The organism is Stenotrophomonas terrae (assembly GCF_001431465.1).
Lineage (GTDB): Bacteria > Pseudomonadota > Gammaproteobacteria > Xanthomonadales > Xanthomonadaceae > Stenotrophomonas > Stenotrophomonas terrae.
This window is the reverse complement of the sequence record NZ_LDJJ01000031.1, coordinates 69,187-96,150: the sequence shown is the minus strand read 5'-3', so window position 1 is coordinate 96,150 and position 26,964 is coordinate 69,187. Positions and strand designations below refer to the sequence as shown.

Here is a 26,964-nt window from a genome sequence, read left to right as displayed (position 1 = left end):
AATACGTGTAGCCCGGGTAAGCGCAGCGCACCCGGGGCCATGCCTCCTGTACCGGGCCAGCTCCCCGGGTGCGCTGCGCTTACCCGGGCGACGGAGCCCTGCACAAATTTTTAGCCTTCGTATTCAGCCATGTCGTTATGCTGCCGCCACCCCATTCCGGAAACAGGGAAGCATGAAGCAATTGCACGGAAGTACCTTGGCCTTGGCACTGGGCGCGCTGTTGGCGCTGACAGGCTGCGCCAAGCATGAGATGTCGGCCGAAAGCGCGGCGGTTGCCGCCGACGCGGTGCAGTCGCCGGAGGGCGCCTTCCTGGCCTACGAGCACACTGTGCAGCTGCAACTGCCGGGCAAGGACATCGCGCCGAGAGTGAAAGCCGTGACCGATGCCTGCCAGAGCGCGAAGTACGGTGACTGTGCGGTGCTCAATGTGTCCCAGCAGGGGGGCGATACGCCAAGCGGGCTGATCAAGGTGCGCGTCGCGCCCAAGGGTGTAGAACCGCTGATCGCGCTGGCCAGTGACAAGGGCGAGGTGACCACGCGCAATACCGAGGCAGAGGATCTGGCCCAGCAGGTTGCCGATACCCAGCTGATGCAGGACCGGCTCAAGGCCGAGCACGCGCGGCTGATCGAGTACCAGCAGCGGCGCGATCTGGCCGTGGCTGATTTGTTGACCATTTCGCAGCGGCTGTCGGAGATTGAAGCCGGCTTGCAGCAGGCCAATCGCGATGCCGCCCAGCAGCACCGGCGCATCGATACGCAGCTGGTCACCATCAACATCGAATCCACCAACAGCCAGCGCAACCGCAGCGAGATCGGTCAGGCGTTCGGCGACTTCGGTGAGATCTTCAGCACCAGCCTGGCGTATGTGATCCGCATTGCCGCCGGCTTGCTGCCAGTGCTGCTGGTCGGCGGCGTGCTGGCGTGGTTGCTGCGCTTGTGGTGGCGTCGTCGCAAGAAGAAGTAATCCTCGGCTTTGTGGGAGCAGCGTCAGCCGCGAAGCCGATGACCTGAAACGGTGTCAGCTTTGCGGCTGACGCCGCTCCCACAAAGGCCTGCATCAGCCGTGCAGATGCAGCTCGGGGATATGCTTTTCGTGCAGCGCAAACAGTTCCTGGAATTCTTCTTCGTTCAGTTCATCGGGCAGGTAGACCGCCACCTGGCTGCTGTTGCCGTCTGCATCCACGCGCTCGCGCGGGCCTGCACGCAGGGACAGTTCCCTGTCTTTCCAGGTGATCAGGGCGGGCGTTTCTTCCCATTGCGTTACTTCGGCGTTCTTTGCGTCCCACAGCAAAACAATTGTAAACATGGCGTCTCAACTCTTCAGAGGGCGGTGTTCGCTGGTGATGACTGCACCTTCGCTCATCACCTTGGTGACCGGTGTACGGCTGGCAACATCCAATAGCCGCTCCCATTGTTCGCTGCTCAGCGCGCCGGTAGCGGAAAGAATGCGATGCACCTGCAGCTTACCGGCTTCATCGCGGCTGGATGTAAGCTCGGCGTTGAATTGACCCAGGTCCCAGCCTTTTTTCTCTGCATACATGCGCAGGGTAATGGCGGTACATGCGGCCAGCGATGCGAGGTACAGGTCGAACGGTGCCATGCCCGCGTCCTTGCCGCCCAGACGCGGCGGCTCGTCGGCCAGCAGCGTATGCAGTCCGTTGCTGATGCGATGGGCGTAGTTGTCGGCGGTTGACTCAATGGTGACCTGGGCCATGGCGAATTCCTGTGCAATGAGCCATCAAAGTAACTGCAGATCGCCGGTGGCGGTAGTTGCCGTTTATTGCCCTCATTGTCCCATTGCCTGAACGATGGCGGTTTGAAGATGCGGGCCGATAGCTAGCCCGGTACCACCGCGGTGGTGGTGTTGTAGCGGGCTGCCAGCGCATCTTCCAGCACCTGCGCAACTGCGGTGGTCAGCATCTTGGGCGCGATGAAATGGCGATGCATGGGGTCGACGACTGCCATGTACAGGTGGCCGAATGGATTGTGGCAGCGCACGCGTGTGGACAGGCTGAAAACGATCTGGTCGTGCTGGCGGCGCACCGCTACACAGGAGCGGAACTGCAGGTGGCGGTCATCGGCCCCCAGCAATACCTGCTGCACGTCTGCACTGCCGGCGCTGGTCAATACCGGGAAGCGCTGTGCATAGCGTTGCCCAGGCGTGTCGTTCAGTAGCGATGAAACCGGGCAACCCAGCGGCGATGTACGCAGCCGCAGTGGACGTGCCAGCAGGTTACGCAGACGCATCAGGCCGCTGATGCTGCTGGCGGGTTGGTTGATGAAGGCTGTCAGCAGCAGTACCAGCAACTGCTCGGTACCGATGGCGGGGAGCCAGCGCTGATCGACCTGCAGTTGCACACAGTCCTGGTGATGGTGGTGTGTCAGCTGCGCGGCCAGCAGTGAATCGTCCGCCAGTGCGTGCGTGCTGTGCACCTGCAGCGGCGGCAGTCCGTGGTGGGCACTGCCGGAACGTGGGAGGCGCTGTAGCAGCGCCTGGCGCAGACGGCCAACGTGGTGGCGAAGCTGCGTGCAGGCTGCAGCTGCCCAGGCATGGGGCGGAAGTGGATCGAAGCCAAGCACGTGGGTGGGCACTGACGGGCTGTGCGAGGTGGCGTGCTGCAATGTGTGCAGCAAGGCGTCAGGCATCAGTTCGGTCAGGCTGGCCAGATCGGCATCGCCGCGCATGACCTGCGCATGCAAGTCCGCATCCAGCGCACCGGCGGTTTCGTCGGGGTGACAGGAAACCGCGAACAGCGCCGGGTGCTTGCCATTACCGTGCAGTGGCTGGAACTGATGCCAGGTATTGGCGGCCATGCGCACGGTGAACAGGCAATCGGCAGGGAGCTCGACCTGTTGCAGGCCGGCGAGAGCTTCTTCGGTGCTGCCCAGGCGTACATCGGCGGCGATGAAGCGCAGACGTGCGCCACCGCTGCCGCTGATGGCGGTGAACAGGCGCGGTGCCGCATGCCGGTGGAAGGGATGGCCGTTGCCACCGACGGAAAACGTATACAGCGCGGCAGGGTCGCCTGCGTCCAGGTCAGGTGCGGACAAGCGTGCGGATGGCTCATCCAGCGCATCATTGAAGTGCGGGTGGCTGGCCTGCAATGCCCCGGCACTGAGTGCCAGGGAATCACCGGCGCCGACGCCCAGTTGCGTCAGCAGGGTGACTTCCACTGCGCGGCGCCCATCGCCGGTGGTGATTGATGCATGGGGGAAACTGCGTTCACGGCGGCTGCGACTGCGGTCCATGCGGGGCCTCGGTGTGCTCAGGTAGCGGGCTTGGTCTTGCGCTTGGCGTTGCTGCGGGATTCGCGCTGCAGCGGGCCGGCCGTTGGACAAACCTCGAAGGCGAAGCGGCTCAAGGTATTGACCAGGTTGTCAGGGGTCAGCCGATAGAAAACGAACTGGCCGCGACGTTCGCTGATGACCAGGCCGGCGGCGGCAAGAACGGACAGATGGCGGGAGATGGCCGGTGCACTCATTGCAAAGCGCTGACCGATCTCTCCGGCGGTGAGTTCCTGCGCCGACAGATAGGCCAGGATCTCCCGGCGTGGGCGCGAGGCCAAGGCTTCAAATATCTGGTCGGCAGGCATGGTCAATAAATTAACTAATTCGTTAATTAATTAATTGCACGAATATCCAGCCACGTCAAGCCAAGCAGTCGTAGTGCCGAGCCATGCTCGGCAAGGGGCTTTACCAACCAACCCAACCGTAGCGCCGAGCCATGCTCGGCAAGGGGCTGTACCGGGCAAGCCCCTGCCGAGCATGGCTCGGCACTACGGTGCGGTGGCCGGCTTACTCGATGATCCGCACCGGCAGCGGGATGTTGCACAGATCGATATGGCCAGCCGCGCGCTTGTAGAAACCGTCGACGCGATTGCGGCGTGCTTCCACCGCATCGGCGAAGGTCTTCGAATCGGTACGCAGCACCTGCAGATTTACCCGCTGTGCTTCCGGCAACTCGCTGGCCAAGGTGATCGCCTTGATCGGCGTGCGCTGTGCGGCGTCCTCATAGAAACCCATCGGGTCAGGACCGCGCTTGATCGAGCTGAGCAGTTCCATGCCCTTGAGCACGCGGCCAACCAGGGTGATGTTGCGGTCCAGTTGGCGCGGCGACTGGCCGGTGACCACATAGAGTTCCGCGCCCAGGCTGCTGTCTTCATCATTGTTGCGGCCGGCGCCGACAGCGCCGTAGCAATGCGCCAACCAGGCGTTCTGGCCATCACTGCCAACGGCGAAGTCGCCGACAAAACCGGTCTTGGCCGCCCAGCCGTCGCGGTCGGGCAGGGCGGTGAAATCCAGCCCCGCAGCAGGGCGCTGGAATTCCGCCGGCAGATGGGTCTTGGCGCTGCCCATCGACTTGGCCTTGGCGGCATCGTCGGCATCGGCATCGCCGAACTGGACCACGAAGTTGTCTTGCGAGCGGTAGATGCTCAGGCCATCCCAGAAGTGCCCCTTGGCCAGGGTGCGGATGTTGCCGGCATGTTCGGGTGCGAACTGTGGCGCCAGTTCGATGATGACGCGGCCGCCTTCCAGATCCATGTAGAGAGTGTTTTCCGCGGCCGGGCTGTGCCAGTCGCTGGTCGGCGCGGCGTCGATGATCTCCTGCGCGTTTCGGTACTTGGCGGGGGCGTCAGCGGCCAGCAGCGGCAGCGGGGACAGCGACAGGGCCAGCGCGAGCAGGCAAGGGCGTAGCGTCATCGGGCGCATTCCAGTTGGGTGTGGCCCGATTCTGCGCGATTGCGCGGCGTGCCGGCCAGCGCCGTGACGGCGGTGGGGGTGACTACCGGCACATTCGCTATAGCGAACTAAATACTAGTGTTTGCTTCAGGCTAGTTGGCAGGAGTGAGGGCCATGACTGAATTGGATGCGCATCTGCGCAAGTTCCAGAAGGAATTGAGCACAGGCACGGTGTCGCTGGCGTTGCTGGCGGTGTTGGCCAAGGCCCCGGAGCCGCTTTACGGCTATCTGATCGCCAAGGAGCTGGAGCGGGTCGGCGATGGGGTGCTGAGCGGCAAGCAGAGCGCGCTGTACCCGGTATTGCGCAACCTGGAGGGTGCTGGCCTGCTGGAAAGTCATGTGGAGCCATCGGTGGCGGGGCCACCGCGGCGCTACTACCGCATCAATGACGACGGTCGCGCCGCGCTGCGGCAATGGATCGCTGCCTGGAATGCCACCCGCGACTCGGTCGAGTCGGTACTGGAAGGAATCAAATGATGAATACCGAATACAACGCGCGACCGCTGCCCACGACCATCCCCGAGTACCTGGAGCAACTGCGTGCCGCCCTGGCCGGCGCGGACCCGGCAATGATCCAGGATGCGCTGTACGACGCCGAGGAATACCTGCGCTCGGAGCTGGCCGAGCAGCCGGGCAAGGGCGAGGCCGAAGTGATTGCCGGGGTCGCCGGCAGCTACGGTGCACCAGAGGAAGTTGCGGAGATCTACCGCGAGACCGAAGTGACGGTGAACCGTGCCTTGCGCACGCCACGGCCTGCAACGCGGCCGGTTCCTGCGCTTGCAGCGGCGGCAGCACAGTCTGCTGACGCGTCTGTCGAGCCCATTGCCGTTGCGCCGGTTCGCGAACCTGCGCCGCGCTCGCTGGTGGCGCGGTTCTTCGGTGTGGCGATGGACCCGCATACCTACGGCGCGCTGTTCTACATGCTGTTGTCGCTCGCCACCGGCACGTTCTTCTTCACCTGGGTGGTGACCGGCTTGTCATTGTCGGTATCACTGCTGATCCTGATCATCGGCATTCCGATCCTGCTGTTGTTCCTGGGTTCGGTGCGGGTGTTGTCGCTGGTTGAAGGACGCATCATCGAAACCATGCTGGGCGTGCGCATGCCGCGCCGGCCGGCCTATACGGACCGGAGCCAGGGTTGGCTGCAGCGCATCGGTGCGATGTTCTCGGATGGGCGCACCTGGCTGACGATGCTGTACTTCGTGCTGATGCTGCCGCTGGGCATTCTGTACTTCACCCTGGCAACGACCTTGTTGTCGACGTCGTTGGCGCTGGTGTTCGCACCGCTGGTGGCATTGCTGACCAATTTGCCGGTTGGGATATGGATCGACGGCGTCAATGTTGGCAGTTCGTTCTGGTGGTGGCCGGTGTCGATGGGTGTAGGCGTGTTGCTGCTGTTCGGCACCCTGCATCTGGCGCACGGTATCGGCAAATTGCACGGTGCGATGGCCAAGCATCTGCTGGTGCGGTTGTAAGCCAGCCGTCGTGAGTGAATGCAGAAGAGGGCGCCAGCGGCGCTCTCTTCTTTTGTAGTGCCGAGCCATGCTCGGCAGAGGCCCTTCCCGGTAAAGCCCCTGCCGAGCATGGCTCGGCACTACGCTGGTAAAGCCCCTGCCGAGCATGGCTCGGCACTACGCTGGTAAAGCCCCTGCCGAGCATGGCTCGGCACTACCTCGCGTTATGCTGGGGCTGGTTTATTTAGTGGAGAACACCATGGCCGGTAAAGGCTGGTTCTATGTGGCCCTGACCTGTCTGTTCGAGCTGGTCTGGGTGTATGGCTTCAATGTGGCAGCCACGTGGTGGCATTGGATACCGATCATCGCGGTGATCGTGGTGGACTTCCATTGGTTGGCCAAGGCCTGCGAATCGCTGCCGACCGGCACGGTGTACGCGGTGTTTGCTGCCATTGGGACGGTAGGCACGGCGTTGATGGATATCTTTCTGTTCGATGGCAGCTTCAGTCTGGCCAAGGGCGTGTTCATGGCCGTGCTGGTGGCCGGCGTGATCGCGCTCAAACTGGCCGATGGCAAGGCTGCTGCCGAGCCTGATGCAAATGGGCAGGGGGGCTGATATGGGCTGGTTTCTGGTGATTGCCGCTGCCTTGATGGAAACGGTGGGCGTGATTGGCCTGAAGCGCTACAGCGGGCGCAAGAGTCTGTTGAATGCGAGCTTGTTCTTCGGCGGGTTTGGCGCGTCGTTTGTGCTGCTGTACCAGTCGTTCCGTTACATCCAGCTGAGCATTGCCTATGCCGTGTGGATTGGCCTGGGAACGGCTGCGGCGGTGCTGGTGAACATGTTGTTCTTTGGCGAGTCGCGCAGTACCCCGCGATTGCTGAGCCTTGCAGTGATCGTGGTCGGGGTTGTGGGGTTGAAGGCGGTTTCCTGAAAGCAGAAGGCCCCGGTTTGTGCCGGGGCCTTGGAGATTGCATCTCAGCGCTGCGCGCGGCGGCGCAGCGGGGTGACGTTGCTGCTGGCTTTCTTCGGCTTCTTTGCCGCGGGCTGCGCGGACTGGGCGCTGAAGAAGTCGCGCATCTTCGGGTACACCACTTCGCGCCAGCGGCGGCCGCTGAAAATGCCGTAGTGGCCGGCACCTTCAACGATGAAGTGGTCGCGGCGCGAGGCCGGGATGCCGGTGCACAGTGCCTGTGCGGCTTCGGTCTGGCCGAGGCCGGCGATATCGTCCAGCTCGCCTTCGATGCTCAGCAGGGCAGTATCGCGGATCGCGGAGGGATCGACGTGCTCACCGCGCACATACCACTCGCCACGCGGCAGCAGGAATTCCTGGAACACCACGCGGATGGTGTCCAGGTAGAACTGCGCCGGCATGTCCAGCACGGCGTTGTATTCGTCGTAGAAGCGGCGATGCGCATTGGCATCGTCCAGGTCGCCCTTGACCAGGTCGGTGTAGAAATCCCAGTGCGACATCAGGTGGCGGCTGGGGTTCATCGACATGAAACCGGCGTGCTGCAGGAAGCCTGGATAGACGCGGCGGCCCTGGCCCGGATACGGCGCCGGGATGGTGTGGATGACGTTGTTCTCGAACCACGACATCGGATTGCGCGTGGCCAGGTTGTTGACCGCGGTGGGGCTGCAACGGGCATCGATCGGGCCACCCATCATCACCAGCGAGCGCGGCGTGGCTTCGCCACGCCTGGCCATCAGCGACACCGCGGCCAGCACCGGCACGGTGGGCTGGCAGACGCTGACCACGTGCACATTGTCGGCGCCGAGGTGGCGGATGAATTCCTGCACGTACTCGATGTAGTCGTCCAGGCCGAACTCGCCCTGTTCCACCGGCACCATGCGCGCATCGACCCAGTCGGTGACGTAGACACGATGGTCGCGCAGCAGGGTGCGCACGGTGTCGCGCAGCAAGGTGGCATGGTGACCGGACAGCGGCGCCACCACCAGCACGATGGGCTGTGCCAGCAGGGCTTCAACCTTGGAGGTTTCGTTGCTGTGGCGCTTGAAGCGCAGCAGCTTGCAGAACGGCTTCTCGACCTCGGTGAGCTGGGCGATGGGCACGATTTCGCCATCAAGCTCCAGCTCGTGGATGCCCCATTCGGGCTTCTCATAATCCTTGCCAAGCCGATGGAACAGCTCGTTCATCGCCGCGAAGCGATCCGCGCCGGGCATCGACGACCACCAGTGGCCCGAATTATTGAAGAACGCCGCATTGGCCTGCGCCTGGTGAACCCAGGGCGCGAGCAGGTTGCGGGTCAATTCATGCAGTTGATAAAGCATGATTTCCCAATATGTACAGTCATATGATGCTGTGCAGCATAGCGCACTATCGCAGAGCGGGCGTTAAGCAGGTATCGGCCTTTAGTCGGAGCTTTCCAGGGCGGCGATGTCTTCGCTGAATGCCGGCGCCAGCCAGCAATGCGAGCCGACCGCGCGGAAGCCCACTTCACGCAGCTGCCGCCTGTACCAACGGGCCGGGCGCTGCTGGAAGCCTTCATGGTCGCCATGGAACTCGTCCTCGGCAGTGAACAGCTCCAGGAAGGCGACCCCGCTGCAGAGCTCGGCCAGGCCGGGCAGGCCTTGGCGCAGCTCGCGGTTCGGCACGTAATGGATCACGTCCGAGCAGACCAGCAGGTCCACCGGTGCGCAGGGCCGCAGCCATTGGAAGTCGCCGAACCTGGCAAGGTGCAGGTTGCGGGTACGGCCATAGCGGCGCACCGCGTACTCGCTGCTGTCAAAGCCCATGTACTGCAGCTTGGGGCGCAGCTTCAGCAGTGGCGCGCGCCAGGCGGCTTCGCCGGCGCCGATGTCGAGCACGCTGCGGATCGGCCGTTCCAGGTAATACTCGGCCGCGGCCACGGCCAATTGCACCTTGCGCGCCAGCCGCGCCGGGCCGCCGATATCGTCGCGGCGGTACCAGCGTTGGAAGTAGTCGGCGTCATACTGCTTGTCCTGCATGTGCGTGTCTTGTGCGGATGGGCGAAAATGGCGCTCATCCTACGCCGCCGATGGAGCCAGCGCATGCAGTCGTACTTTTGGGTAAAGACCTTCCACCTTGTTTTTGTGGTGGCGTGGATGGCGGCGGTGTTCTACCTGCCGCGGATCCTGGTCAACATTGCCGAGGCCGCAGGCCAGCCGGCGGTGGTGGAGCGGCTGCAGTTGATGGGCAAGCGCCTGTATCGCTTTGGCCACGTGATGTTCGGCATTGCCTTCATTCTGGGGCTGGTGCTGTGGCTGGGCTACAAGGTGCTGCCGGAGTTTCCGACCATGGTGGCGCCAGGGGCCGCCGGTTGGCTGCATGCCAAGCTGGGCCTGGTGGTGTTGCTGCTGGTGTATTTCACCTTCACCGGCCGTTGGCTGAAGGGCACGATCAAGGGCAAGGCCTTGCCGTCTTCGGGCGCGTTGCGCTGGTTCAATGAGCTGCCGCTGGTGCTGTTCATTGCGATTGTCTATTTGGTGCTGGCCAAGCCGTTCTGAGTTTTTTGGTTGGTGTGCAGATCAAAGGCACCCCTCCCAACCCTCCCCTTGGCTGCGCCAAAGGGAGGGCTTGAGCTCTGCCCCCTCCCTTTGGCGTAGCCAAGGGGAGGGTTGGGGAGGGGTTGAGCTTGTGCCCCTTAGTTTCCCCGCAACGCCTCCGCGAACTGCGGATAGGCAAACACATCATTGTGATCAGCATCGTTGATGGTCACGGCCTGCGCCACGCCGGGCCGGAATTCGCGTAGCAACCGCAACGAACTCGCATTCGGAATCACCTCATCCCTGCCGGCGATGATCAAGGTGGTGGGCGCGCTGATCCGTGCGGCGTGACGCCATGAATCGTAGTGATCGCGTAGCAGCAGGCGTACCGGAAATGCCGGGAACATGCGTGCAGCCAATCCACCAATGCTGTCGTAAGGCGTGATCAAGACCAGGCGCTGAACCGACCGCGCAGCCGCGAGTTGCACGGCGACGCCCGAGCCGAGGCTGCGGCCAACCACGATGATGTCCTGGGCTTGGCCGTTGCTGGTGCTGTCATACAGCGCCAAGGCATCGCCAATAAGCGTGGCTTCGGTCGGTGAACCGCTGCTGCCGCCATAACCGCGGTAGTGCATGGCGTGGATGGCGGCTGCAGGGAAGGTCTGCTGCAGCATCGCCAGCGCCTGCGAAACATCTTCGGCATTGCCGCCGAAATACAGGATGAGCTGTGTGCTGTGCTGTTTGTTGCTGGAGACGATGATGTCGGCATCGCCGCGCGGCATGGTCCAGTGCGGTACATCGGCACTGCGCGGGGCCGGGTGGTAGAGCATGCTTCGGGCATTGAAGGCGAGCAGGGCGCAGGCGATCAGGTACATGCTGGCGAGCACGCTGATGGCGATCAACAGGACTTTCAGGCTCGTGATCATGCTGCTTGGCCTCGCCGGAGATGGAAGGTAGAAGACTCAGCCCATTTGCGCATCGCGTCGCCACAATCCGATGTCCGTGCGCAGACGCCGGCTGCGTTTGTAGGAGCGGCGCAAGCCGCGAAGCCACTACATCATCAGATGGCACAGGTGCCAAGGGCTTCAGCAGGACTAGCTTCGCGGCTTACGCCGCTCCTACAAAAGCCACGGTCCTGCGCTCAGCCTACCGGCGCCAGCTGCCGTAGTTCCTTGCGCGCGGCGTCGATCCAGACGCGTTGCGCCTGCTGGTAATAGCGCGGTGAGGTTTCGGCACGGTCGAGGATGTTCTGCAGCTGCTTGGCAGCCTCATCGTCGCGCCCGGCGCGTTTGAGCAACAGGGCATAGCGCAGGCGCGCTTCTTCGCCCGGGTAGCCACCGATCAGTGCTTCGTACTCATGCAGGGCAGCGGGGATGTCGGCGCTGTCTTCCACTGTGCGTGCATACAGCAGGTGGCCGTCGTGCGAGCGGAAATTGGGATTGGCGGCGATCAGCGCTTCCAGCGTCCTGCGTGCCTGTGCCGGTTGCTGCAGGCCGTACTGGGCCTTGGCCAGGCCCAGCATCAGGTCGGGGTCTTCGCTGTACAGGCCACGCAGTGCGCCTTCGTACAAAGCCGCGGCCTCGGCGTACTCGCCACGGTCCAGGTGTTCCTGGGCCAGGCGCCGGCGGTTGTCGGCGGTATCGGATGCGCGCAGTTGCTGGCCCGCTTGGCGCTTGCTGCGCTGCGGGTCGATCTGGTCGCGGACCTGGCGCAGGCCGCGACGCGCGGTCGGGTTGTTGCGCAGCTCAGGCAGTACCTCGGCGATCACGTAGATCAGCACCGCCAGGTACGAAAAGACCAGCAGGATGAAAACCCAGTACAGCGGTCGCCCGGTGCGTACGACGTGTACGCAGCAGGCAACCTGCAGCACCAATGAAAGCAGAATGATCGGACTCATCCCTGTGTCCCGGATGTGGAAGCGGCTCAGGCCGCTTCGTAGGCACCGTAGCTGCGCAGGCGGGTATAACGCCGTGCCAGCAGTTCCTCGACCGACAGCTTGTCCAGCGCGTCCAGCTCGTTGAGCAGCACGGCCTTCAGGCGCTTGCCCATCTGCGTCGGGTTGCGGTGGGCGCCGCCGATCGGCTCGCGGATCACCTTGTCGATCAGGCCCAGGCTCTTCAGGCGCGGGGCGGTCATGCCCAGCTGTTCGGCGGCATCCTTGGCCTTGCCGGCGTCCTTCCACAGGATGGAGGCGCAGCCTTCCGGGCTGATGGTCGAGTAGACGCTGTATTCCAGCATCAGGGTACGGTCGCCCACACCCAGCGCCAGCGCGCCGCCAGAGCCGCCTTCGCCGATCACGGTGCAGATCACCGGCACCTTCAGCTCGGCCATTTCCATCAGGTTGCGGGCAATGGCTTCGGACTGGCCGCGCTCTTCGGCATCGATGCCCGGCCAGGCGCCGGCGGTGTCGATCAGGGTCAGCACCGGCAGGCCGAAGCGCTCGGCCATCTTCATCAGGCGCAGCGCCTTGCGGTAACCCTCGGGCTTGGGCATGCCGAAGTTGCGGCGGACCTTTTCCTTGGTGTCGCGGCCTTTCTGGTGGCCGATCAGCATCACCGAGCGGCCGCCGATACGGGCCAGGCCGCCAACAATGGCCTTGTCGTCGGAGAAGGCGCGGTCGCCTGCCAGTTCCTGGAACTCGTCGCAGAAGATGCGGATGTAGTCGAGCGGGTAGGGGCGCGATGGGTGGCGGGCCACCTGCAGCACCTGCCAGGAAGACAGGTTGCGGAAGATCTGGGCAGTACGCAGGCGCAGCTTGTCTTCCAGCGCCTTGACCTCAGCATCGACATTGACCGCCGGGCCGGCGCTGGCATTGCGCAGGTCCTTGATCTTGGATTCCAGATCGGCGATGGGTTGCTCGAAATCGAGGTAGTTCGGATTCATCGGAAACCGTCAGCAATGAAAGGGGGGAAGTGTAGCCGAACGCGCCGTATCAACCCGTACGCGTCCGTCCGGACAATCAATTGGCCCAGGGCGGGCTGTACTTGACCTTGACCCGGCGTACGGCCGGGTCTTCACGCAGGGCGTCCAGCAGCTTGGGCGTGACCCGCACCGAGCCGCTGCTGCCCAGATCCAGCATGCCGGCAATGCTGCCGGGCTTGCCGTTGAGCAGCAGGTCCAGCCGCAACGGCGTGCGGCCGGGGCGATGGGCAGCCAGCAGGGCATCGATACGCTGCCAGGCCGGGCCGCCACGGCCGTCGACGCGCATCGACAGGCGCAGGGCGTGGTCGGCGCAGAGCTGCTCGTAGTCCCAGCACTGGCGCATGCGCAGGGCATAGCCGCCATTGAACTCGTCCTCGCGCAGGCCGCCCTTGACCACCAGGATGCGGTCCTTGGTCATCAGATGGCCGAATTCGGCCAGGCCATCGGAGAACGCACTGCATTCCACCCGGCCTTTGCCGTCTTCCAGGGTCACGAATACCTGGCTGTCACCCTTGCGGCGTACACCAATGACCATGCCGGCCAGGATCACCGGGGATTCCTGGCGCCAGGCACGCTTCTCGCCGTCCTTGGAGGGGAAGGCTGGTGCAATCAGCTTGTCCAGGCCGCCCAGGTCGGTGCCGACCAGTTCCTTGACGTCATCGGCATACGGGTCGAACGGGTGGCCGCTGAGATAGAAGCCCAGTGTTTCGCGCTCGCCGTTGAGCAGCTGTGCCAGCGGCCATTCCTTGCTTTCGGGCAGGTCGAGCTGGCTGGCGGTGGTGACCGGGTCCGGTGCGCCAAACAACGAGTTCTGCCCGGAGGCCTTCTCGCGGGCCATCTGCTCGGTGGCCTTGATCACTTCCGGCAGCTGCAGCGCCAGCGTCGCGCGGTTCTTGCCGACGCCATCGAATGCGCCGCAGTTGATCATCGCTTCCAGCGTGCGCCGGTTGAGCTTGCCCGATTCCACGCGCGCGCAGAAATCCAACAATGAGGCATATTCGCCGCCGCGCTCGCGCTGTTCGACCACGGCTTCGCACGCGCCCTGGCCGACGCCCTTGATCGCACCCAGGCCGTAGCGGATGGTGTCGGCGTTGGCCGCCTCGAACATATAGGCCGAGTCGTTGACGCGCGGCGGCAGCACGGTCAGGCCAAGGTTCTTCACCTCGGCCAGGAAGCCGACCACCTTGTCGGTGTTGTCCATGTCCGAGGACAGCGTTGCGGCCATGAACTCGGCCGGGTAGTGACGCTTGAGCCAGGCGGTCTGGTAACTGACCAGTGCGTAGGCCGCAGCATGCGACTTGTTGAAGCCGTAGCCGGCGAACTTCTCCATCAAGTCGAAGATTTCGTCGGCCTTGGGGCCATCAACGCCGCCGGTGGCTGCACCTTCGCGGAAGATCTCGCGGTGCTTGGCCATTTCAGCCGGCACTTTTTTACCCATCGCGCGGCGCAACAGATCGGCGCCGCCCAGCGAGTAGTTGCCGACGATCTGCGCCATCTGCATCACCTGCTCCTGGTACACCATGATGCCGTAGGTGTCTTTCAGGATGGCTTCGGTACGCGGATCGGGGTAGATGATTTCTTCCTGGCCGTGCTTACGCGCGTTGAAGGAGGGAATCAGGTCCATCGGGCCGGGGCGGTACAACGACACCAGCGCGATCAGGTCTTCGAAGCGGTCAGGGCGCGCGTCCTTCAGCAGGCGGCGCATGCCCGAGGATTCGAACTGGAACACCGCGCCGGTATTGCCGTTGGCGAAGATGTCCTTGTAGGTGGGTGCATCGTCGAGCGGGATATGGGCGATATCGACCGGTGGAATGCCGGCGCGCTCGTGGCGCTTGTTGATCGCCTTCACCGCCCAATCAATGATGGTCAGCGTGCGCAGGCCGAGGAAGTCGAACTTCACCAGACCGACTTCTTCGACGTCGTTCTTGTCGAACTGGGTAACCGGATTCCTGCCGATGCCGCCTTCGTCATGTTCGGCGTACAGCGGGCAGAACTCGCTCAGCGGCTCCGGCCCGATCACCACGCCACCGGCATGCTTGCCGGCGTTGCGGGTCAGGTCTTCCAGCTGCAGGGCCAGGTCGATCAGGTCGCGGACGTCGTCTTCGGATTCGTAGCGCTGGATCAGCTCGGCCGAGGCCATTTCCGAATTCGCGCCTTCCTTGCCCTTGCCCAGTGCATCCTTCAGGTGGATGCCCAGGATGTTGGGAATCAGCTTGGAAACGCCATCGACCAGGCCGTACGGGAAGCCCAGCACGCGGCCGGTATCGCGCACCACTGCCTTGGCCGCCATGGTGCCGTAGGTGATGATCTGGCTGACGCGCTCGCGGCCGTACTTGCGCGCGACGTAGTCGATCACCTCGTCGCGGCGATCCATGCAGAAGTCGATGTCGAAGTCGGGCATCGACACGCGTTCGGGGTTGAGGAAGCGCTCGAACAGCAGGTTGTAGGGCAGCGGGTCCAGATCGGTGATCTTCAGCGCCCAGGCCACCAGCGAGCCGGCACCGGAACCACGGCCGGGGCCGATCGGGATGCCCTGGTTCTTGCCCCACTGGATGAAGTCGGCAACGATCAGGAAGTAGCCGGGGAAGCCCATCTTGATGATGGTGTTGAGCTCGAACTCCAACCGCGCGTTGTAATCCTCGCGGCTCATGCCGGCAGCCAGCGGGTGTACCTGCAGGCGCTCTTCCAGACCGTCGCGCGAGATCTTCTGGATCCAGGTGTCCAGGGTCTGGTCGTCGGGTACCGGGTAGTTGGGCAGGAAGTAGGTGCCCAGCCGCATCTCGACGTTGCAGCGCTCGGCCAACGCCAGCGTGTTGTCGATCGCGTCGGGGATGTCGGCGAACAGCTCGCACATCTGTTCCGGCGTTTTCAGGTATTGCTCGCGGCTGTACTCGCGCGGTCGCTTGGGGTCGTCGAGGACGCGGCCGGTGGAAATACAGACGCGCGCTTCGTGCGCCTCGAAATCATTGGGCGACAGGAAGCGGACGTCGTTGCTGGCAATCACCGGCAAGCCACGTTGGCCTGCAGCCATCAACGCGAACTGGTTGAAGGCTTCTTCGCCCTCGCGGCCGGTACGGGTCAGTTCCAGATGCAGGCCATCGCCGAATACGCGTTGCCAGTCGGCGAGCTGCTGCTCGGCCAGATCATGGCGGCCTTCGCTGGCCAGACGCCCGGCCAGGCTGTGACGGCCGGCCAGGGCAAACAGGTTCTTGCAGCCGTCCTTGAGCCACTGCGGATGCACGGCGACGCCGCCTTCATTGCGGTGGCCTTCCATCCAGGCGCGGGTCAGCAGCCGCGACAGGCTCAGATAGCCCTCGCGGTCACGGCACAGCAAGGTCATGCGCCAGGGGTCCTGGCCATCCTCGGCAATGAGCAGGTCGGCACCGGCGATGGGCTTGATGCCCACGCCTTCGGCGGCCTTGTAGAACTTCACCAGCGCGAACAGGTTGTTCAGGTCGGTGACCGCCAACGCAGGCGCCCTCATCTCGACCGAGCGGCTGAGCAGGTTGGGTTGCTTGGCCTTCTTCGGATCAGCCTGATCCGGTTTGGCGGGCACGCGGATGGTGGAGTCCACCATCGAGAATTCGGTGTGGACGTGGAGATGGACGAAACGGGGAGAAGTAGACATGCGGGGCCAGAGTTATGCCGATGCAGGGTAGCGACGGGGGCGGGGTGGGGCAAGGCTTGACATGCCCCACCACGCTCGCCGGCCCGGCACTTGGCCCCTGCCTGCAGCCCGCCAGCATTGTGCCGACGCTGGCGGTAGTACCAGCAACGCCCGTCTGGCGGGGGCCCAGCATGAGCGCGGTGGTACTGGCTGGGGCCCGGCGGCGCTGCGGTCAATGGACGCGGAAGTAGGTAAACGGTTCAGGTGCATAGCTGCCTTCGCGGACCCTGCGCTGGTGCTCATGCAGCCGGGCTTCGATCTCACGCAGCTCCAGCCAGCTGCTGCGGTTGAAGGCGATCGCATCGTCGCTGCGGCCCTGGCGTTCGGCCTCCAGATGGCGCAGGCGCTGGTAGTCGACGAAGTTGGCGACCTCTGCGGCGAGTTTCGGCCAGGCGGTGTCGATCACGATGGCCAGGTCCAGATGGCCTACGCCGGGGACGGTGTCAGGGATCAGTTGCCGGCTGGCATGAAGATAGGCAACCACCAGCTTGAGCTCGCGGCTGATATCGGCGCTGGGCTCCCAGTCGCGGTCCTGCAGCAGCTGTTCCAGCAGATGCGCGTGCTGGATCCGCTGCTGGATGCAGGGTGACGGCGTGTCACCGGCGGCAACGTCGTTCAGGTTGCGGGCGGCGGTGGCCAGCTGGTCGGTCTGCAGCGGCGGCTGCGCGCGACCAAGCAGCGCCAGGAAGCCGTTGAAGTAGTCGACTTCACGCGGAACCAACAGGTAGTCGTTGACGTGATTGCGGCGGTGCGGGACGCCGGCCGGGAACCGGTCCAGTACCTGCGGCAGCGGAAGGCGGGAGTCGGGGATGGCGTACATGGTGTTGCTCCTGCGGGGGGAGGGGCGTCCGTGAAGGTGGGACGCAGCGCCAGCATCCGCTTGGGCGTAGCATTGGTCATGATGGCAGGCGGAGCCTTCAGACAGTCATTGCGCTGGTTTCTGAGGAATTCATGAGGGCTTGCCGATGGGTGCGGTCCAAGACCCTGGTGACACAGGTCAATTGCTCCATCGCTATCGTTTTGACGGCATCGTGGTGGACACGGTGGCGCATACGCTCAGCCGTGATGGCAAGTTGCTGTCTGTGGAGCCCAAGGCATTCGCGGTGTTGTTGCTGCTGCTTCGTCATGCTGATGAATTGCTGGTGCGCGACCAGTTGCTGGATGCGGTCTGGGGCCACCGGCACGTCACCCCGGGCGTACTGACCCGCGCCATCGCCCAGTTACGTTCCGCGCTGGACGATCATTCGCATGAGCCGCGCTACATCCAGACCCAGCATGGGCTGGGCTACCGCTTCATCGGCACCTTGCTGCCGCCTGAGTCGGTTGCTGGCGAGCCCTCGGCTGCGCTGCCGGTCGCCGATTCAGATGTGGCGGAGCCGGTCGTCGCAGCAAGCGGGCTGGATGCGCAGATCACAGCCGAACCTGATCCTGTGCCCGAACCGTTGCCGCCGCCGCGGCGGTTTGCGCAATGGTGGCGGGAGGCGCCGCGGCTGTCGTTGCCGAGCTGGCTGCGTTCGCGGGCACTGCTGATAGGCGCCGGCTTGCTGTTGCTGGCGTTGCTGGGCGCAGCGCTCTGGTGGTGGGGCCGCAGCCCGGTTGTGGCAGGTGCCTCCATTGCGGTGATGCCATTCAGCAGCCTCAGCGATGATGCGGCCGACCGCTATTTCGCCGATGGCCTGGCGGTGGAAATGCACGACGCGCTGACCAACGTGCCCGGTTTGAAAGTGGCGGCGCGGCAGCTGACCGCGACGGGCAATGGTGATGCCGAAGGCGAGGATGTGCGGCGGATCGGGCAGCGGCTGGGAGTGGCGACCTTGCTGGATGCGAGTGTGCGCCGCGAAGGTGGGCGGGTAAGGATCAGTGCGCGGCTGTCCGATACCAGTACCGGTTTCACCTTGTGGGCGGAAACCTATGATCGCGAGATCAACGATGTGTTCGCGCTGCAGGGCGAGATAGCCAACAAGGTGGTGCACGCCTTGCTGGGTCATCTGCCGGGGAAAACAGCCGGTATCGCGCAGCGGCTTACGCCGACCAACGACGTCAACGCCTACGATGCCTATCTGCGTGGCCTGGCGCTGCTGCAACGCCCGGTTGGCGAGGCCGGCAATGAGCGGGCCATGGCGGCGTTCACCCAGGCGCTTGCGCTTGATCCCCACTTCGCGCGGGCGCAGGCCGGCATCTGCCGCGCGCAGATTGCGCGGCTGGAAGGGGTCAGCGATGCGGAGGCATTTACCCGCGCACGCCAGGCCTGCGCACGCGCGCAGGCAATGGACCCGGGCCTGCGCGAGGTGAGCCTGGCAATGGCGGAGATCGCCCGGGTCAGTGGCCAGAACGAACAAGCGCTGCAGCTTTACCAGCAGGTCATCGATGATCCGGCGTTGCGCGCCGATGGGCTGGTCGGGCAGGCCCGCACCTATGCCGCGCTCGGCCAGGAGAAGCAGGCCCTGCAGGCCTTCCAGCAGGCGATCGCGGCGCGGCCCAGCGATGCGCAGATCTATCGTCTGCTCGGCTACCACCATTGGTTGCGTGGCGATGTGCCCAAGGCAATCGACGCCTTTGTCACCGCCACCGTGCTGCAGCCGGAGGACAGCCGGCTATGGGGAAGCCTGGGTGGTTTGTATCTGGCCCAGGGCGATACCGTGCAGGCCGGGCACGCGTTCAACATGTCCCTGTCGATCGAGCCCAATGCCGGTGCCTTGACCAACCTGGGCACGATGAAGTTCGATCATGGCGAGTACGCGCTCGCTGCCGAACTGTTCCAGCAGGCAACCGTGCTGGAGCCGGAAGACTACCTGCACTGGGGCAATCTGGCCGATGCGCTGGCGGCTGCGCCGGCTACCGCTGCACAGGCGCAGGCGCCCTACCTGCGCGCGGCGCATCTGGCCCAGCAGTATGTGGACGTGCGCCGCGACGATGCCTATGCGCTGGCGGTGCTGTCCTGGTACCGGGCCAACCTTGGAGAACGTGCGCGCGCGCTTGCCGATCTGCAGGCGGCGCGCGCGCTGGGCACGCAGGCTGCCGAGGTTGCGCTGTGGTGCGCACAGACACTGACCCTGCTGGGCGACCGGGCGGGCGCGCATGGTTGCGTTGAAACCGCGTTGAAACAGGGTATTCCGCAGCAGCGCATCGATGCATTGCTGTCATTGCAGCGCTATGCCGCGGTTGGCAATGGAGAGCGGCGGGAGTGAACCGGTTTTTCCTGTCCGGGGCGGCGGACCTCATCGAGGAGTTGTCGTCATGAGCTACAGAGTGTGGATCTGTGTTGTTCTTTCCGTGGGTGTCGCGGCTTGCTGCACGCAGCCGGCAGCACCGCCAAGCGAAGCTGTGCTGTGTCCGGCAAGCCCGCCAGCACAAATGCTCAAGTTGGTTTACGTGGAGGTGGTGCTTGGCCCGAGCGGTCCGGTGATAACGCCGGAGACCTGTGTGGTGCGTAGCGGAACACGGGTTGCATGGCGCACTGCGGAGGGTGTGCTGGAGCCATTCGAGTTGGCGTTCGCCGAGTCACCGGTGGATCCCGCGCATCAGCGCATGGCGGGCAGTGGTGCGCAGAAGGATTTCCTTTCCCAGCGCATGGGCAGACGACAGGAAGTACTGATCACCGCCAAGGAAGTGAGCGCTGAAAGCGATATCAAGTACGACGTGCGTATCGGCGCACATCACTTGGATCCGGGCATCAAGATCATGCCGCGTTGAGCGGCAGTGGCTCGCTCAGGAGGCCTCGAAGCAGGCTCGGACCGGGGCGAAACTGCGGCGGTGCTGTGGGCAGGGACCATGTGCCCGCAGTGCCGCCATATGCAGCGGCGTGCCGTAGCCCTTGTGCTGGTCGAAGCCGTACTCGGGATGCTGCTGGTGCAGTTCCAGCATGTAGCGGTCGCGGCTGACCTTGGCCAGGATGGAGGCGGCCATGATGCTGCGGTCGATGGCGTCGCCGCCGACCAGCGCCTCGGCCGGACAGGGCAAGCCCTTGGGAATCTTGTTGCCGTCGATACGGGCGAACTGCGCCACATGCGCCACGCCTTCCACCGCCAGGCGCATGCCCTGCATGGTGGCCTGGAAAATGTTGAGGCTGTCGATCTCGGCCACGTCGACCATGATGATCTTGTAGGCCAGAGCGCGCTCGATGATGCGGTCGTAGAGCTGCTCGCGGCGCAGTGCAGTCAGCGCCTTGGAGTCGTCCAGGCCATTGAGGCGCGGGCGGGCTGGGTCGAACACCACCGCCGCCACTGCCACCGGCCCGGCCAAGGGGCCACGGCCGGCTTCGTCCACGCCGGCGACCAGGCGCGTGCCTTGGCGCGCGCTCAGTGCGGCATCGTCAAACAGCGACAGCGAGGCATCCGCTGCCGCTGCCGGGGTACGTCGGGCGTTCACGGCTGGCCTTGACGGGTGGGCGCTTGCAGCAGGCTGGCGACGGCTACGGCAGCGCGTGCCGAAGCATCCTGGCGCAGTTGCTGGTGCAGCTGGCGGTAATCGGCCTGCAGGCCGCCGACCAGTTCGGGATGTTCGAACCAGTGGCTGACGGCTGCGGCCAGCCGATCCGGCGTGCAGTCGTGCTGGATCAGCTCCGGTGCCAGGTCCTTGCCTGCCAGTACATTGGGCAGGGCGTAGCGGTTGACCTTGATCAGGCCCAGCGCCTTGACGATGCGGTAGGTGAGCTCGGCCACACGGTAGCCCACCACCATGGGGCGCTTGACCAGCATGGTTTCCAGGGTGGCGGTGCCGGAGGCCAGCATCACCACATCGGCGGCAGTCATTGCTTCACGCGCCTTGCCATCGAGCAGGTGGACCCGCGCGCTGGGCAGGGCGGCGGCGCGGATCTGCTCGCTGATCAAGGCCTTGCACTTGGCATTGGCCGCCGGTACGACGATGTGCAGGTTGCGGTCCTGCTCGCACAACTGCCAGGCCGCGGCGAAGAACGGTGGGCCGAGCCGGCTCACTTCGCCGAGGCGACTGCCGGGCAGCACTGCAAGCAGCTTGGCCTGTTCGGGAATACCCAAGGCCTGACGCGCCTGCTCGCGGTCGCTGTGCAGAGGGATCTCGTCGGCCATCGGGTGGCCGACGAAACGTGCATCAATGCCGTGACGGGCGTAGATCGGTGGTTCCATCGGGAACAGGCACAGCACCATGTCGGCGCTGGCGCCGATCTTCTCCGCACGTTTTTCGCGCCAGGCCCAGACCGACGGACTGACGTAATGCACGGTGCGCAGGCCGCGTTGCTTGAGCCACTTCTCCACGCCCAGATTGAAATCCGGTGCGTCGATGCCGATGAATACATCCGGTTGCCAGTCGAGCACGCGCTGGCGGAATGCCTTGCGCAGTTTCAACAGGCGCGGCAGGTGGCGCAGGATCTCCGCCAGGCCCATCAGCGCCAGTTCGCTGGCATCGAACCAGGTTTCGCAGCCGGCATTGCGCATCGCATCGCCGCCGATGCCGGCAAATTCGGCATCGGGGTAGCGTGCGCGCAAGGCCTTGATCAGGCCGGCACCCAGCAGGTCGCCGGAGGCCTCACCTGCCACCAGTGCGATGCGTGGCCTGCGGCCTGCGGCAAGGCCCGTGTCCCGGTTTGCGGCGCTTATCATCGCTGCAGCGGGCGCTCGCCGTGCTCGATGAAGTCCAGCATCTGCTTGACGTCATCGCTGCTCTGCGCTTGCTCGGCCAACGCCAGTTTGGCTTCGGCCAGCGGCACGCCGGCCACGTAGATGGTGCGGTAGGCGCGCTTGATCGCGCTGATCCGTTCGGCATCGAAACCGCGACGCTTGAGGCCTTCGCTGTTGATGCCGCGCGGACGGCCGTGACCATCGATGCCGACCATGGTGAAGGGTGGAATATCACCGGTGACCAGCGCACCCATGCCGAGGAAGGCATGGTCGCCGATGCGGCAGAACTGGTGCGCACCGGCGAAGCCGCTGATGATCACCCAGTTGCCGACCGACACATGCCCGGCCAGCGTGGTGTTGTTGGAAAACACGCAGTGATCGGCCACATGGCAGTCATGGGCGACATGCACGTAGGCCAGCATCCAGTTGTCGTTGCCGATGGTGGTGACACCACCGCCGCCAGCGGTACCGCGGCTGAGGGTGACGAACTCGCGGAATACATTGCGGTCGCCGATCACCAGCTCGGTGCGCTCACCGGCGAACTTCTTGTCCTGCGGCTCGCCGCCGACGGCGACATGGCCGATGAAACGGTTGTCGCGGCCGATCCGGGTCGGGCCGTGGATGCTGCAGTGCGGACCCACTTCGGTGCCGTCGCCGATTTCGACATCGGCGCCGATCAGGGTGAATGCACCCACGCGCACGCCTTGGCCCAGCTTGGCCGAAGGATCAATGACCGCGGTCGGGTGAATCAGGGGGGCGCTGTCGCTCATCGGGTTGCTCCAGCCAGGTTATTCGCGGGTGCCGGCGCACAGCACTTCGGCGTGGGCAACGATTTCACCGTCCACCTTGGCCTCGCCGTAGTAGACCGCCATGTTGCGGATCATGCGCTTGACCTGCACATGCAGTTCCAACACGTCACCGGGCACGACCTGCTTCATGAAGCGCACGTTGTCCACCTTGACCAGGTAGAACAGCTTGGACTGCGCATCGCGGCCGAGGCTGAGCTGGGTCAGCACGCCGCCGGCCTGGGCCAGGGCTTCGATGATCAGCACGCCCGGCATGATCGGCTGGCCGGGGAAGTGGCCCTGGAAGTAGGGCTCGTTGATGGTGACATTCTTGTGCGCGACGATGCGCTTGGCTTCCACATCAAGCTCGACGACCTTGTCGACCAGCAGGAAAGGATAACGGTGCGGGATCAACGTCTGGATGGTGTTGACGTCGATGGGCATCTGTAGTGGTGCGTTCATTCCTTCTCCTTGCTGACAGCCAGGATGCGACGTGCGAGTGCATCGAGCTGCTTGAAGCGCGCGGCGTTTTTGCGCCACGTGCGGTTGTCGGTCAATGGGGTGCCGGACGAGTACTCGCCCGGTTCGGTAATTGAATTGCGGACCACCGAGCGGCCGGTGATGACCACGTGGTCGCAGATTTCCAGATGGCCGACCACGCCAACCGAGCCGCCGAGCAGGCAGTAACGGCCGATCTTGGCGCTGCCGGCAATGCCGGTGGAGCCGGCGATGGCGCTGTGTGCGCCGATCTGTACGTTGTGCGCGATCTGCACCAGGTTGTCCACGCGTACGTCTTCGTCCAGCGTGGTGTCTTCCAGTGCGCCGCGGTCGATGCAGGTATTGGCGCCGATTTCGCAGTCATCGCCAATACGCACGCCGCCGAGCTGCGGCACCTTGATCCAGTGGCCGTTGTCCATCGCCAGGCCGAAGCCCTCGGCGCCGAGCACGGCGCCAGGATGGATGCGCACGCGCTTGCCCAGCTTGACCCGGGCAACCAGGGTGACGCGGGCCAGCAGTTCACTGCCGGCCTCGACGACGCAGTCATCACCGACGATGCTGCCGGCGCCGATGATGCAGTTCTCGCCGATCACGCTGCGTGCGCCGATGCAGACATGCGGGCCGATGTGCGCGCTGGCGGCTACCTTGGCGCTGGCGTCGATGACCGCGCTGGGGTGGATGCCGGGCTCACGCAGTGGCACGGTTTCGAACAGCGCACCGATCTTGGCGAAGGTGGTGTACGGATCCTTGGCGACCAGGGCGGTGCCGGGCGCAGCCTCGGCATCGTCGGCGCGCAACAGCACGATCGACGCCTTGCTGTCGGCCAGCTGGGCCCGATAACGCGGATTGGCCAGGAACGTCAGCTGCCCTGGGCCGGCGTGGGCCAGCGTGGCAACGCCATGGATGGCGACCGAGGGGTCGCCGTGCACCTGCAGGCCGAAACGGTCGGCAAGTTCCTGAGCGGTATAGGTAGGAGTATTCACGCAGCAAGTTTACCGTTTGCGCCGATGGCGGTCATGCGAGCGGACGTTATCACCCTTGCGAGGCAAGGACAGCGGGGTGGGCGAGGGGCCCGAAGTGCAGGTGTTCCGAGGGGACGGGATGGCTTTGACGGGAAGGTCTTGTTCCGCGAAGCGCAGACGCAGGCCCCGTAAAAGCAAACCCCGGGAGTGAATCGCGTCCCGGGGCAAGTTGATGCGGTAATTCTGGTGGAGAGCCCCCTTTGGGAAAGGGGGGCGCGCCGACAGGCGCGGGGGACTTGCAGGTTGAAGCCGGTAGACCAGGGCGCGCCCGGCTTTCATGCCTTGGCATGAAAGCCGGTACCCGGGGCGCAGCCCCGGGTCAGCGGGTCAGTTCTATTTAGAACTGGCCACCAAAGGTGAACTGCAGGCGCTCGATTTCATCGCCTTCTTCCTTCTTCAGCGGGAAGGCATAGCTGATCGAGATCGGGCCGACCGGGGCGCGCCACAACAGGGCGACACCGGCCGAGGCGCGCAGTTCATTGGCCTTGAAGTTCTTGGTGCCGTCGTAGACGTTGCCGAAGTCGAAGAACGCCGAAACGCGGGCCGACGGGCTGTCGAACAGCTTCGGGAAGTAGGCTTCGATCGAGCCGACCGTCTTAACCGAACCACCCAGCGGCTGGCCGTTGTAATAGCCACCAATGATTTCCGAGCGCGGGCCAAGGGTGTTGTCTTCAAAGCCGCGCACCGAGTTGGTGCCGCCGGCGTAGAAGTTCTCGAAGAACGGCAGGCCGGTGGCCCGGACCTGACGATGGTTGGCGGTCGGGTTGGTGCGGCAGTCGACCACCTCGGTGGTGGCATAAGTACCAGGTACGGCTGGGGTGGTGCCGGTAGCCGGCTTACCCGGGGTGCCGGGAATTTCGTTCCAGCAGATATCACGGACCTTGTCGCTGCCGTAGGAGTCGCCGTAGCCCAGTTCCAGACGCGTATTGATGACCAGCGACGGGATGATCGGCCAGTACTTGGAGAACTGGTAGCTGAGCTTGTAGTACTCCACCGTCGAACCCGGCAGCGTGGTTTCCAGGCCGAGGCGCTGGTACGTGCCGCGGGTTGGCATGAAGTAGTCGTTACGGGTGTCGCGTGCCCAGCCCAGCTCCGAACGCCAGGAGTGGAAGGTGCGCGTGCCGACCGCATCGATGTAATCAATGATCGACTGTGGCGTATAGCCCTGATAGGTGGTGATCTGGTTGCTGTCGATACCGAACATCAGCGAGAACGCATCGTTCTCGGTGATCGGAATGCCGAACACCACCTGCGCCGAACCGTTGGTGCTGTTGTACTGGGCGGTGTTGAAGTCCGAGTAATCGAGCTCGCGCCAGGACAGGTTGTAGCCCAGCGAGACGCCGTCATCGGTGAAGTAGGGGTTGGTGTAGGAGAAGCCATAGCGCTGCAGGTAGCTGCTGCGCGAGGCTTCGACCGACACGCGGTTGCCGCCGCCGAGGAAGTTGTTCTGCGACAGCTGCACCGAGGTGGTCATGCCGTAGGACTGCGAATAGCCCAGGCCGAACACGAAGCTGCCGGAAGTGGTTTCCTTGACGTTGTAGACCACATCGACCTGGTCGTTGCTGCCGGTGACCGGCTGGGTCTCGACGTCGACCGACTCGAAGTAGCCCAGGCGCTGCAGGCGGATCTTGGAACGGTCGATCGCGGCCTGCGAGTACCAGCTGTTCTCGAACTGGCGCATTTCACGGCGCAAGACCTCGTCGCTGGTGCGCGAGTTACCCTTGAACACGATGCGGCGCACGGCCACGCGCGGGCCCGGCACCACCTGCATGTTCACCGCCACGGTACGGTCGGCGCGGTTGCTGGTCGGGATCGGGTTGACCTTGGCGAAGGCATAGCCAACGTTGGACAGGCTGTTGGTGATGCCGTCGGCGCTGAACTCCAGCAGGGCGCGCGAGAACGTATCGCCGCTCTTCTGGATGACCATCTTCTCCACGTCTTCCTGCGGCAGGATGGTGTCGCCGGTGACCTTGATGTCGGAAATCTTGTACTGCTCGCCCTCGGTCACGCCGGCGGTGACAAACATGTCACGCTTGTCCGGGCTGATCGAGACCTGGGTGGAGTCGATGCTGAAATCGACATAGCCGCGGTCCAGGTACCAGGAGTTGAGCTTTTCCAGGTCGCCGGACAGCTTTTCCTTGGAGTACTGGTCGTCGCGGCGGTACCACGAAGCCCAGTTGTGCTCCTTGGATTCCCACAGGTCCAGGATGTCCTCGGCCGGGAACTTCTCGGTGCCGATCAGGTTGACGTGGCGGATCTTGGCCGCCTTGCCTTCCTTGACGGCGATGGCAACGTCGACGCGGTTACGGTCCAGCGGGCTCACCGTCGGGGTGATTTCCACGTTGTATTTGCCACGGTCGTTGTACTGGCGGCGCAGCTCCTGGGTCACCCGGTCCAGGCTCAGGCGGTCAAAGGTGCCGCCCTCGCTCAGGCCGATGTCGCTCAGGCCCTTGAGCAGCTGCTCGCTCTTGATGTCCTTGTTGCCGGTGACGGTCAACTTGTTGATCGCCGGGCGTTCCTTGACGGTGACGACCAGGATGTCGCCTTGGCGGTCCAGCTGCACGTCTTCGAAGAAGCCGGTCTTGTACAGCGCACGGATGGTGTCGCCGGTCTTGGCGTCGTCAACCACGTCGCCGCGTTCCACCGGCAGGTAGGTGAATACGGTGCCGGAGGAAATGCGCTGCAGGCCGTCCACGCGGATGTCGCTGGCGGTAAAGGGCTCGGCTGCCTGTGCGAGCACAGGCAGGGCCAGACCAGCAGCAAGTGCGAGGGCCAGCAAGCGGCGATTGGGAAGTCGCGTCATATCACGTCCGGTT

At 64.3% G+C, this 26,964-nt stretch carries 26 protein-coding genes; 8 read left to right on the top strand and 18 right to left on the bottom strand.

Annotated elements, in window-relative coordinates:
• The first annotated feature begins 172 nt into the window (after positions 1-172).
• The gene (locus ABB27_RS09820) at positions 173-964 is read left to right on the top strand and encodes a DUF4349 domain-containing protein (protein WP_057628519.1); all 792 of its coding nucleotides are present in this window, start codon (positions 173-175) and stop codon (positions 962-964) included.
• 93 nt (positions 965-1,057) lie between these two features.
• Here ABB27_RS09820 and ABB27_RS09815 read toward each other — a convergent pair whose 3' ends face one another.
• The 5 genes from ABB27_RS09815 to ABB27_RS09795 all read right to left on the bottom strand — a co-directional run bounded on the left by ABB27_RS09815 (position 1,058) and on the right by ABB27_RS09795 (position 4,701).
• Positions 1,058-1,306, bottom strand: a complete 249-nt coding sequence (locus ABB27_RS09815) for a hypothetical protein (protein ID WP_152984516.1) — start codon at positions 1,304-1,306, stop codon at positions 1,058-1,060.
• Positions 1,307-1,312: 6 nt separating this feature from the next.
• Positions 1,313-1,714: an OsmC family protein gene (locus tag ABB27_RS09810; protein WP_057628517.1), complete on the bottom strand. Its 402-nt coding sequence runs from the start codon at positions 1,712-1,714 to the stop codon at positions 1,313-1,315.
• 122 nt (positions 1,715-1,836) lie between these two features.
• Positions 1,837-3,249 (bottom strand): DUF2867 domain-containing protein, encoded by a 1,413-nt coding sequence (locus tag ABB27_RS09805; protein ID WP_057628516.1) that lies wholly within the window; start codon positions 3,247-3,249, stop codon positions 1,837-1,839.
• Positions 3,250-3,266: 17 nt separating this feature from the next.
• Positions 3,267-3,593 carry a metalloregulator ArsR/SmtB family transcription factor gene (locus tag ABB27_RS09800; protein ID WP_057628515.1) on the bottom strand — a complete coding sequence of 109 codons (327 nt, stop codon included), beginning with the start codon at positions 3,591-3,593 and terminating at the stop codon, positions 3,267-3,269.
• Positions 3,594-3,795: 202 nt separating this feature from the next.
• Positions 3,796-4,701, bottom strand: a complete 906-nt coding sequence (locus ABB27_RS09795) for a peptidylprolyl isomerase (RefSeq protein ID WP_057628514.1) — start codon at positions 4,699-4,701, stop codon at positions 3,796-3,798.
• 153 nt (positions 4,702-4,854) lie between these two features.
• On the opposite strand from ABB27_RS09795, the gene ABB27_RS09790 reads away from it, so the two are divergent.
• The 4 genes from ABB27_RS09790 to ABB27_RS09775 all read left to right on the top strand — a co-directional run bounded on the left by ABB27_RS09790 (position 4,855) and on the right by ABB27_RS09775 (position 7,126).
• Entirely contained in the window at positions 4,855-5,217 is a 363-nt protein-coding gene (locus ABB27_RS09790) for a PadR family transcriptional regulator (RefSeq protein WP_057628513.1), read from the top strand.
• Positions 5,217-6,215 (top strand): sensor domain-containing protein, encoded by a 999-nt coding sequence (locus tag ABB27_RS09785; protein ID WP_057628512.1) that lies wholly within the window; start codon positions 5,217-5,219, stop codon positions 6,213-6,215. The genes ABB27_RS09790 and ABB27_RS09785 overlap by 1 nt, the downstream gene beginning before the upstream one ends.
• Before the next feature lie 238 nt (positions 6,216-6,453).
• Positions 6,454-6,810, top strand: a complete 357-nt coding sequence (locus ABB27_RS09780) for a DMT family transporter (RefSeq protein WP_057628524.1) — start codon at positions 6,454-6,456, stop codon at positions 6,808-6,810.
• Position 6,811: 1 nt separating this feature from the next.
• Complete coding sequence (locus ABB27_RS09775; protein WP_057628511.1) at positions 6,812-7,126, top strand: DMT family transporter; 315 nt, start codon at positions 6,812-6,814, stop codon at positions 7,124-7,126.
• Between the two features lie 44 nt (positions 7,127-7,170).
• Here the strand turns inward: ABB27_RS09775 and ABB27_RS09770 are convergent, their stop codons facing one another.
• Together ABB27_RS09770 and ABB27_RS09765 are read right to left on the bottom strand one after the other, a co-directional pair.
• Positions 7,171-8,484 (bottom strand): polyhydroxyalkanoate depolymerase, encoded by a 1,314-nt coding sequence (locus tag ABB27_RS09770; RefSeq protein ID WP_057628510.1) that lies wholly within the window; start codon positions 8,482-8,484, stop codon positions 7,171-7,173.
• A gap of 81 nt (positions 8,485-8,565) precedes the next feature.
• A complete protein-coding gene (locus ABB27_RS09765; RefSeq protein ID WP_057628509.1) occupies positions 8,566-9,162 on the bottom strand; it encodes a class I SAM-dependent DNA methyltransferase in 597 nt (198 codons plus the stop codon).
• 63 nt (positions 9,163-9,225) lie between these two features.
• Here ABB27_RS09765 and ABB27_RS09760 point away from each other — a divergent pair, with 63 nt between their 5' ends.
• Positions 9,226-9,681: a CopD family protein gene (locus ABB27_RS09760; RefSeq protein ID WP_057628508.1), complete on the top strand. Its 456-nt coding sequence runs from the start codon at positions 9,226-9,228 to the stop codon at positions 9,679-9,681.
• 137 nt (positions 9,682-9,818) lie between these two features.
• On the opposite strand, the gene ABB27_RS09755 is transcribed toward ABB27_RS09760, so the two are convergent.
• The 5 genes from ABB27_RS09755 to ABB27_RS09735 all read right to left on the bottom strand — a co-directional run bounded on the left by ABB27_RS09755 (position 9,819) and on the right by ABB27_RS09735 (position 17,069).
• Positions 9,819-10,586, bottom strand: a complete 768-nt coding sequence (locus ABB27_RS09755; protein ID WP_057628507.1) for an alpha/beta hydrolase — start codon at positions 10,584-10,586, stop codon at positions 9,819-9,821.
• Between the two features lie 215 nt (positions 10,587-10,801).
• Positions 10,802-11,557, bottom strand: coding sequence for a tetratricopeptide repeat protein (locus ABB27_RS09750; RefSeq protein ID WP_057628506.1), 756 nt, complete (start codon positions 11,555-11,557; stop codon positions 10,802-10,804).
• 26 nt (positions 11,558-11,583) lie between these two features.
• Entirely contained in the window at positions 11,584-12,543 is a 960-nt protein-coding gene (locus tag ABB27_RS09745) for an acetyl-CoA carboxylase carboxyltransferase subunit alpha (RefSeq protein WP_057628505.1), read from the bottom strand.
• 76 nt (positions 12,544-12,619) lie between these two features.
• On the bottom strand, positions 12,620-16,210 hold the full coding sequence (gene dnaE, locus ABB27_RS09740) for a DNA polymerase III subunit alpha (RefSeq protein ID WP_057628504.1): 3,591 nt from the start codon (positions 16,208-16,210) through the stop codon (positions 12,620-12,622).
• Positions 16,211-16,421: 211 nt separating this feature from the next.
• Positions 16,422-17,069, bottom strand: a complete 648-nt coding sequence (locus ABB27_RS09735; RefSeq protein ID WP_057628503.1) for a hypothetical protein — start codon at positions 17,067-17,069, stop codon at positions 16,422-16,424.
• 181 nt (positions 17,070-17,250) lie between these two features.
• On the opposite strand from ABB27_RS09735, the gene ABB27_RS09730 reads away from it, so the two are divergent.
• Both ABB27_RS09730 and ABB27_RS09725 read left to right on the top strand, forming a co-directional pair.
• Entirely contained in the window at positions 17,251-19,437 is a 2,187-nt protein-coding gene (locus tag ABB27_RS09730; protein ID WP_161809641.1) for a winged helix-turn-helix domain-containing tetratricopeptide repeat protein, read from the top strand.
• Positions 19,438-19,603: 166 nt separating this feature from the next.
• On the top strand, positions 19,604-19,942 hold the full coding sequence (locus tag ABB27_RS09725) for a hypothetical protein (RefSeq protein ID WP_057628501.1): 339 nt from the start codon (positions 19,604-19,606) through the stop codon (positions 19,940-19,942).
• A gap of 15 nt (positions 19,943-19,957) precedes the next feature.
• Here ABB27_RS09725 and ABB27_RS09720 read toward each other — a convergent pair whose 3' ends face one another.
• From ABB27_RS09720 to bamA, 6 genes are all read right to left on the bottom strand, one after another.
• On the bottom strand, positions 19,958-20,617 hold the full coding sequence (locus ABB27_RS09720) for a ribonuclease HII (RefSeq protein WP_057628500.1): 660 nt from the start codon (positions 20,615-20,617) through the stop codon (positions 19,958-19,960).
• Positions 20,614-21,825 (bottom strand): lipid-A-disaccharide synthase, encoded by a 1,212-nt coding sequence (gene lpxB / locus ABB27_RS09715; protein WP_057628499.1) that lies wholly within the window; start codon positions 21,823-21,825, stop codon positions 20,614-20,616. Before lpxB ends, ABB27_RS09720 begins: the two co-directional genes overlap by 4 nt.
• Positions 21,822-22,613, bottom strand: coding sequence for an acyl-ACP--UDP-N-acetylglucosamine O-acyltransferase (lpxA, locus tag ABB27_RS09710; RefSeq protein WP_057628498.1), 792 nt, complete (start codon positions 22,611-22,613; stop codon positions 21,822-21,824). Before lpxA ends, lpxB begins: the two co-directional genes overlap by 4 nt.
• 18 nt (positions 22,614-22,631) lie before the next feature.
• Positions 22,632-23,090 carry a 3-hydroxyacyl-ACP dehydratase FabZ gene (fabZ, locus tag ABB27_RS09705; protein WP_057628497.1) on the bottom strand — a complete coding sequence of 153 codons (459 nt, stop codon included), beginning with the start codon at positions 23,088-23,090 and terminating at the stop codon, positions 22,632-22,634.
• A complete protein-coding gene (gene lpxD, locus ABB27_RS09700) occupies positions 23,087-24,109 on the bottom strand; it encodes a UDP-3-O-(3-hydroxymyristoyl)glucosamine N-acyltransferase (RefSeq protein ID WP_057628496.1) in 1,023 nt (340 codons plus the stop codon). Before lpxD ends, fabZ begins: the two co-directional genes overlap by 4 nt.
• A gap of 376 nt (positions 24,110-24,485) precedes the next feature.
• On the bottom strand, positions 24,486-26,951 hold the full coding sequence (gene bamA / locus ABB27_RS09695) for an outer membrane protein assembly factor BamA (RefSeq protein ID WP_057628495.1): 2,466 nt from the start codon (positions 26,949-26,951) through the stop codon (positions 24,486-24,488).
• Between the last annotated feature and the right edge of the window lie 13 nt (positions 26,952-26,964).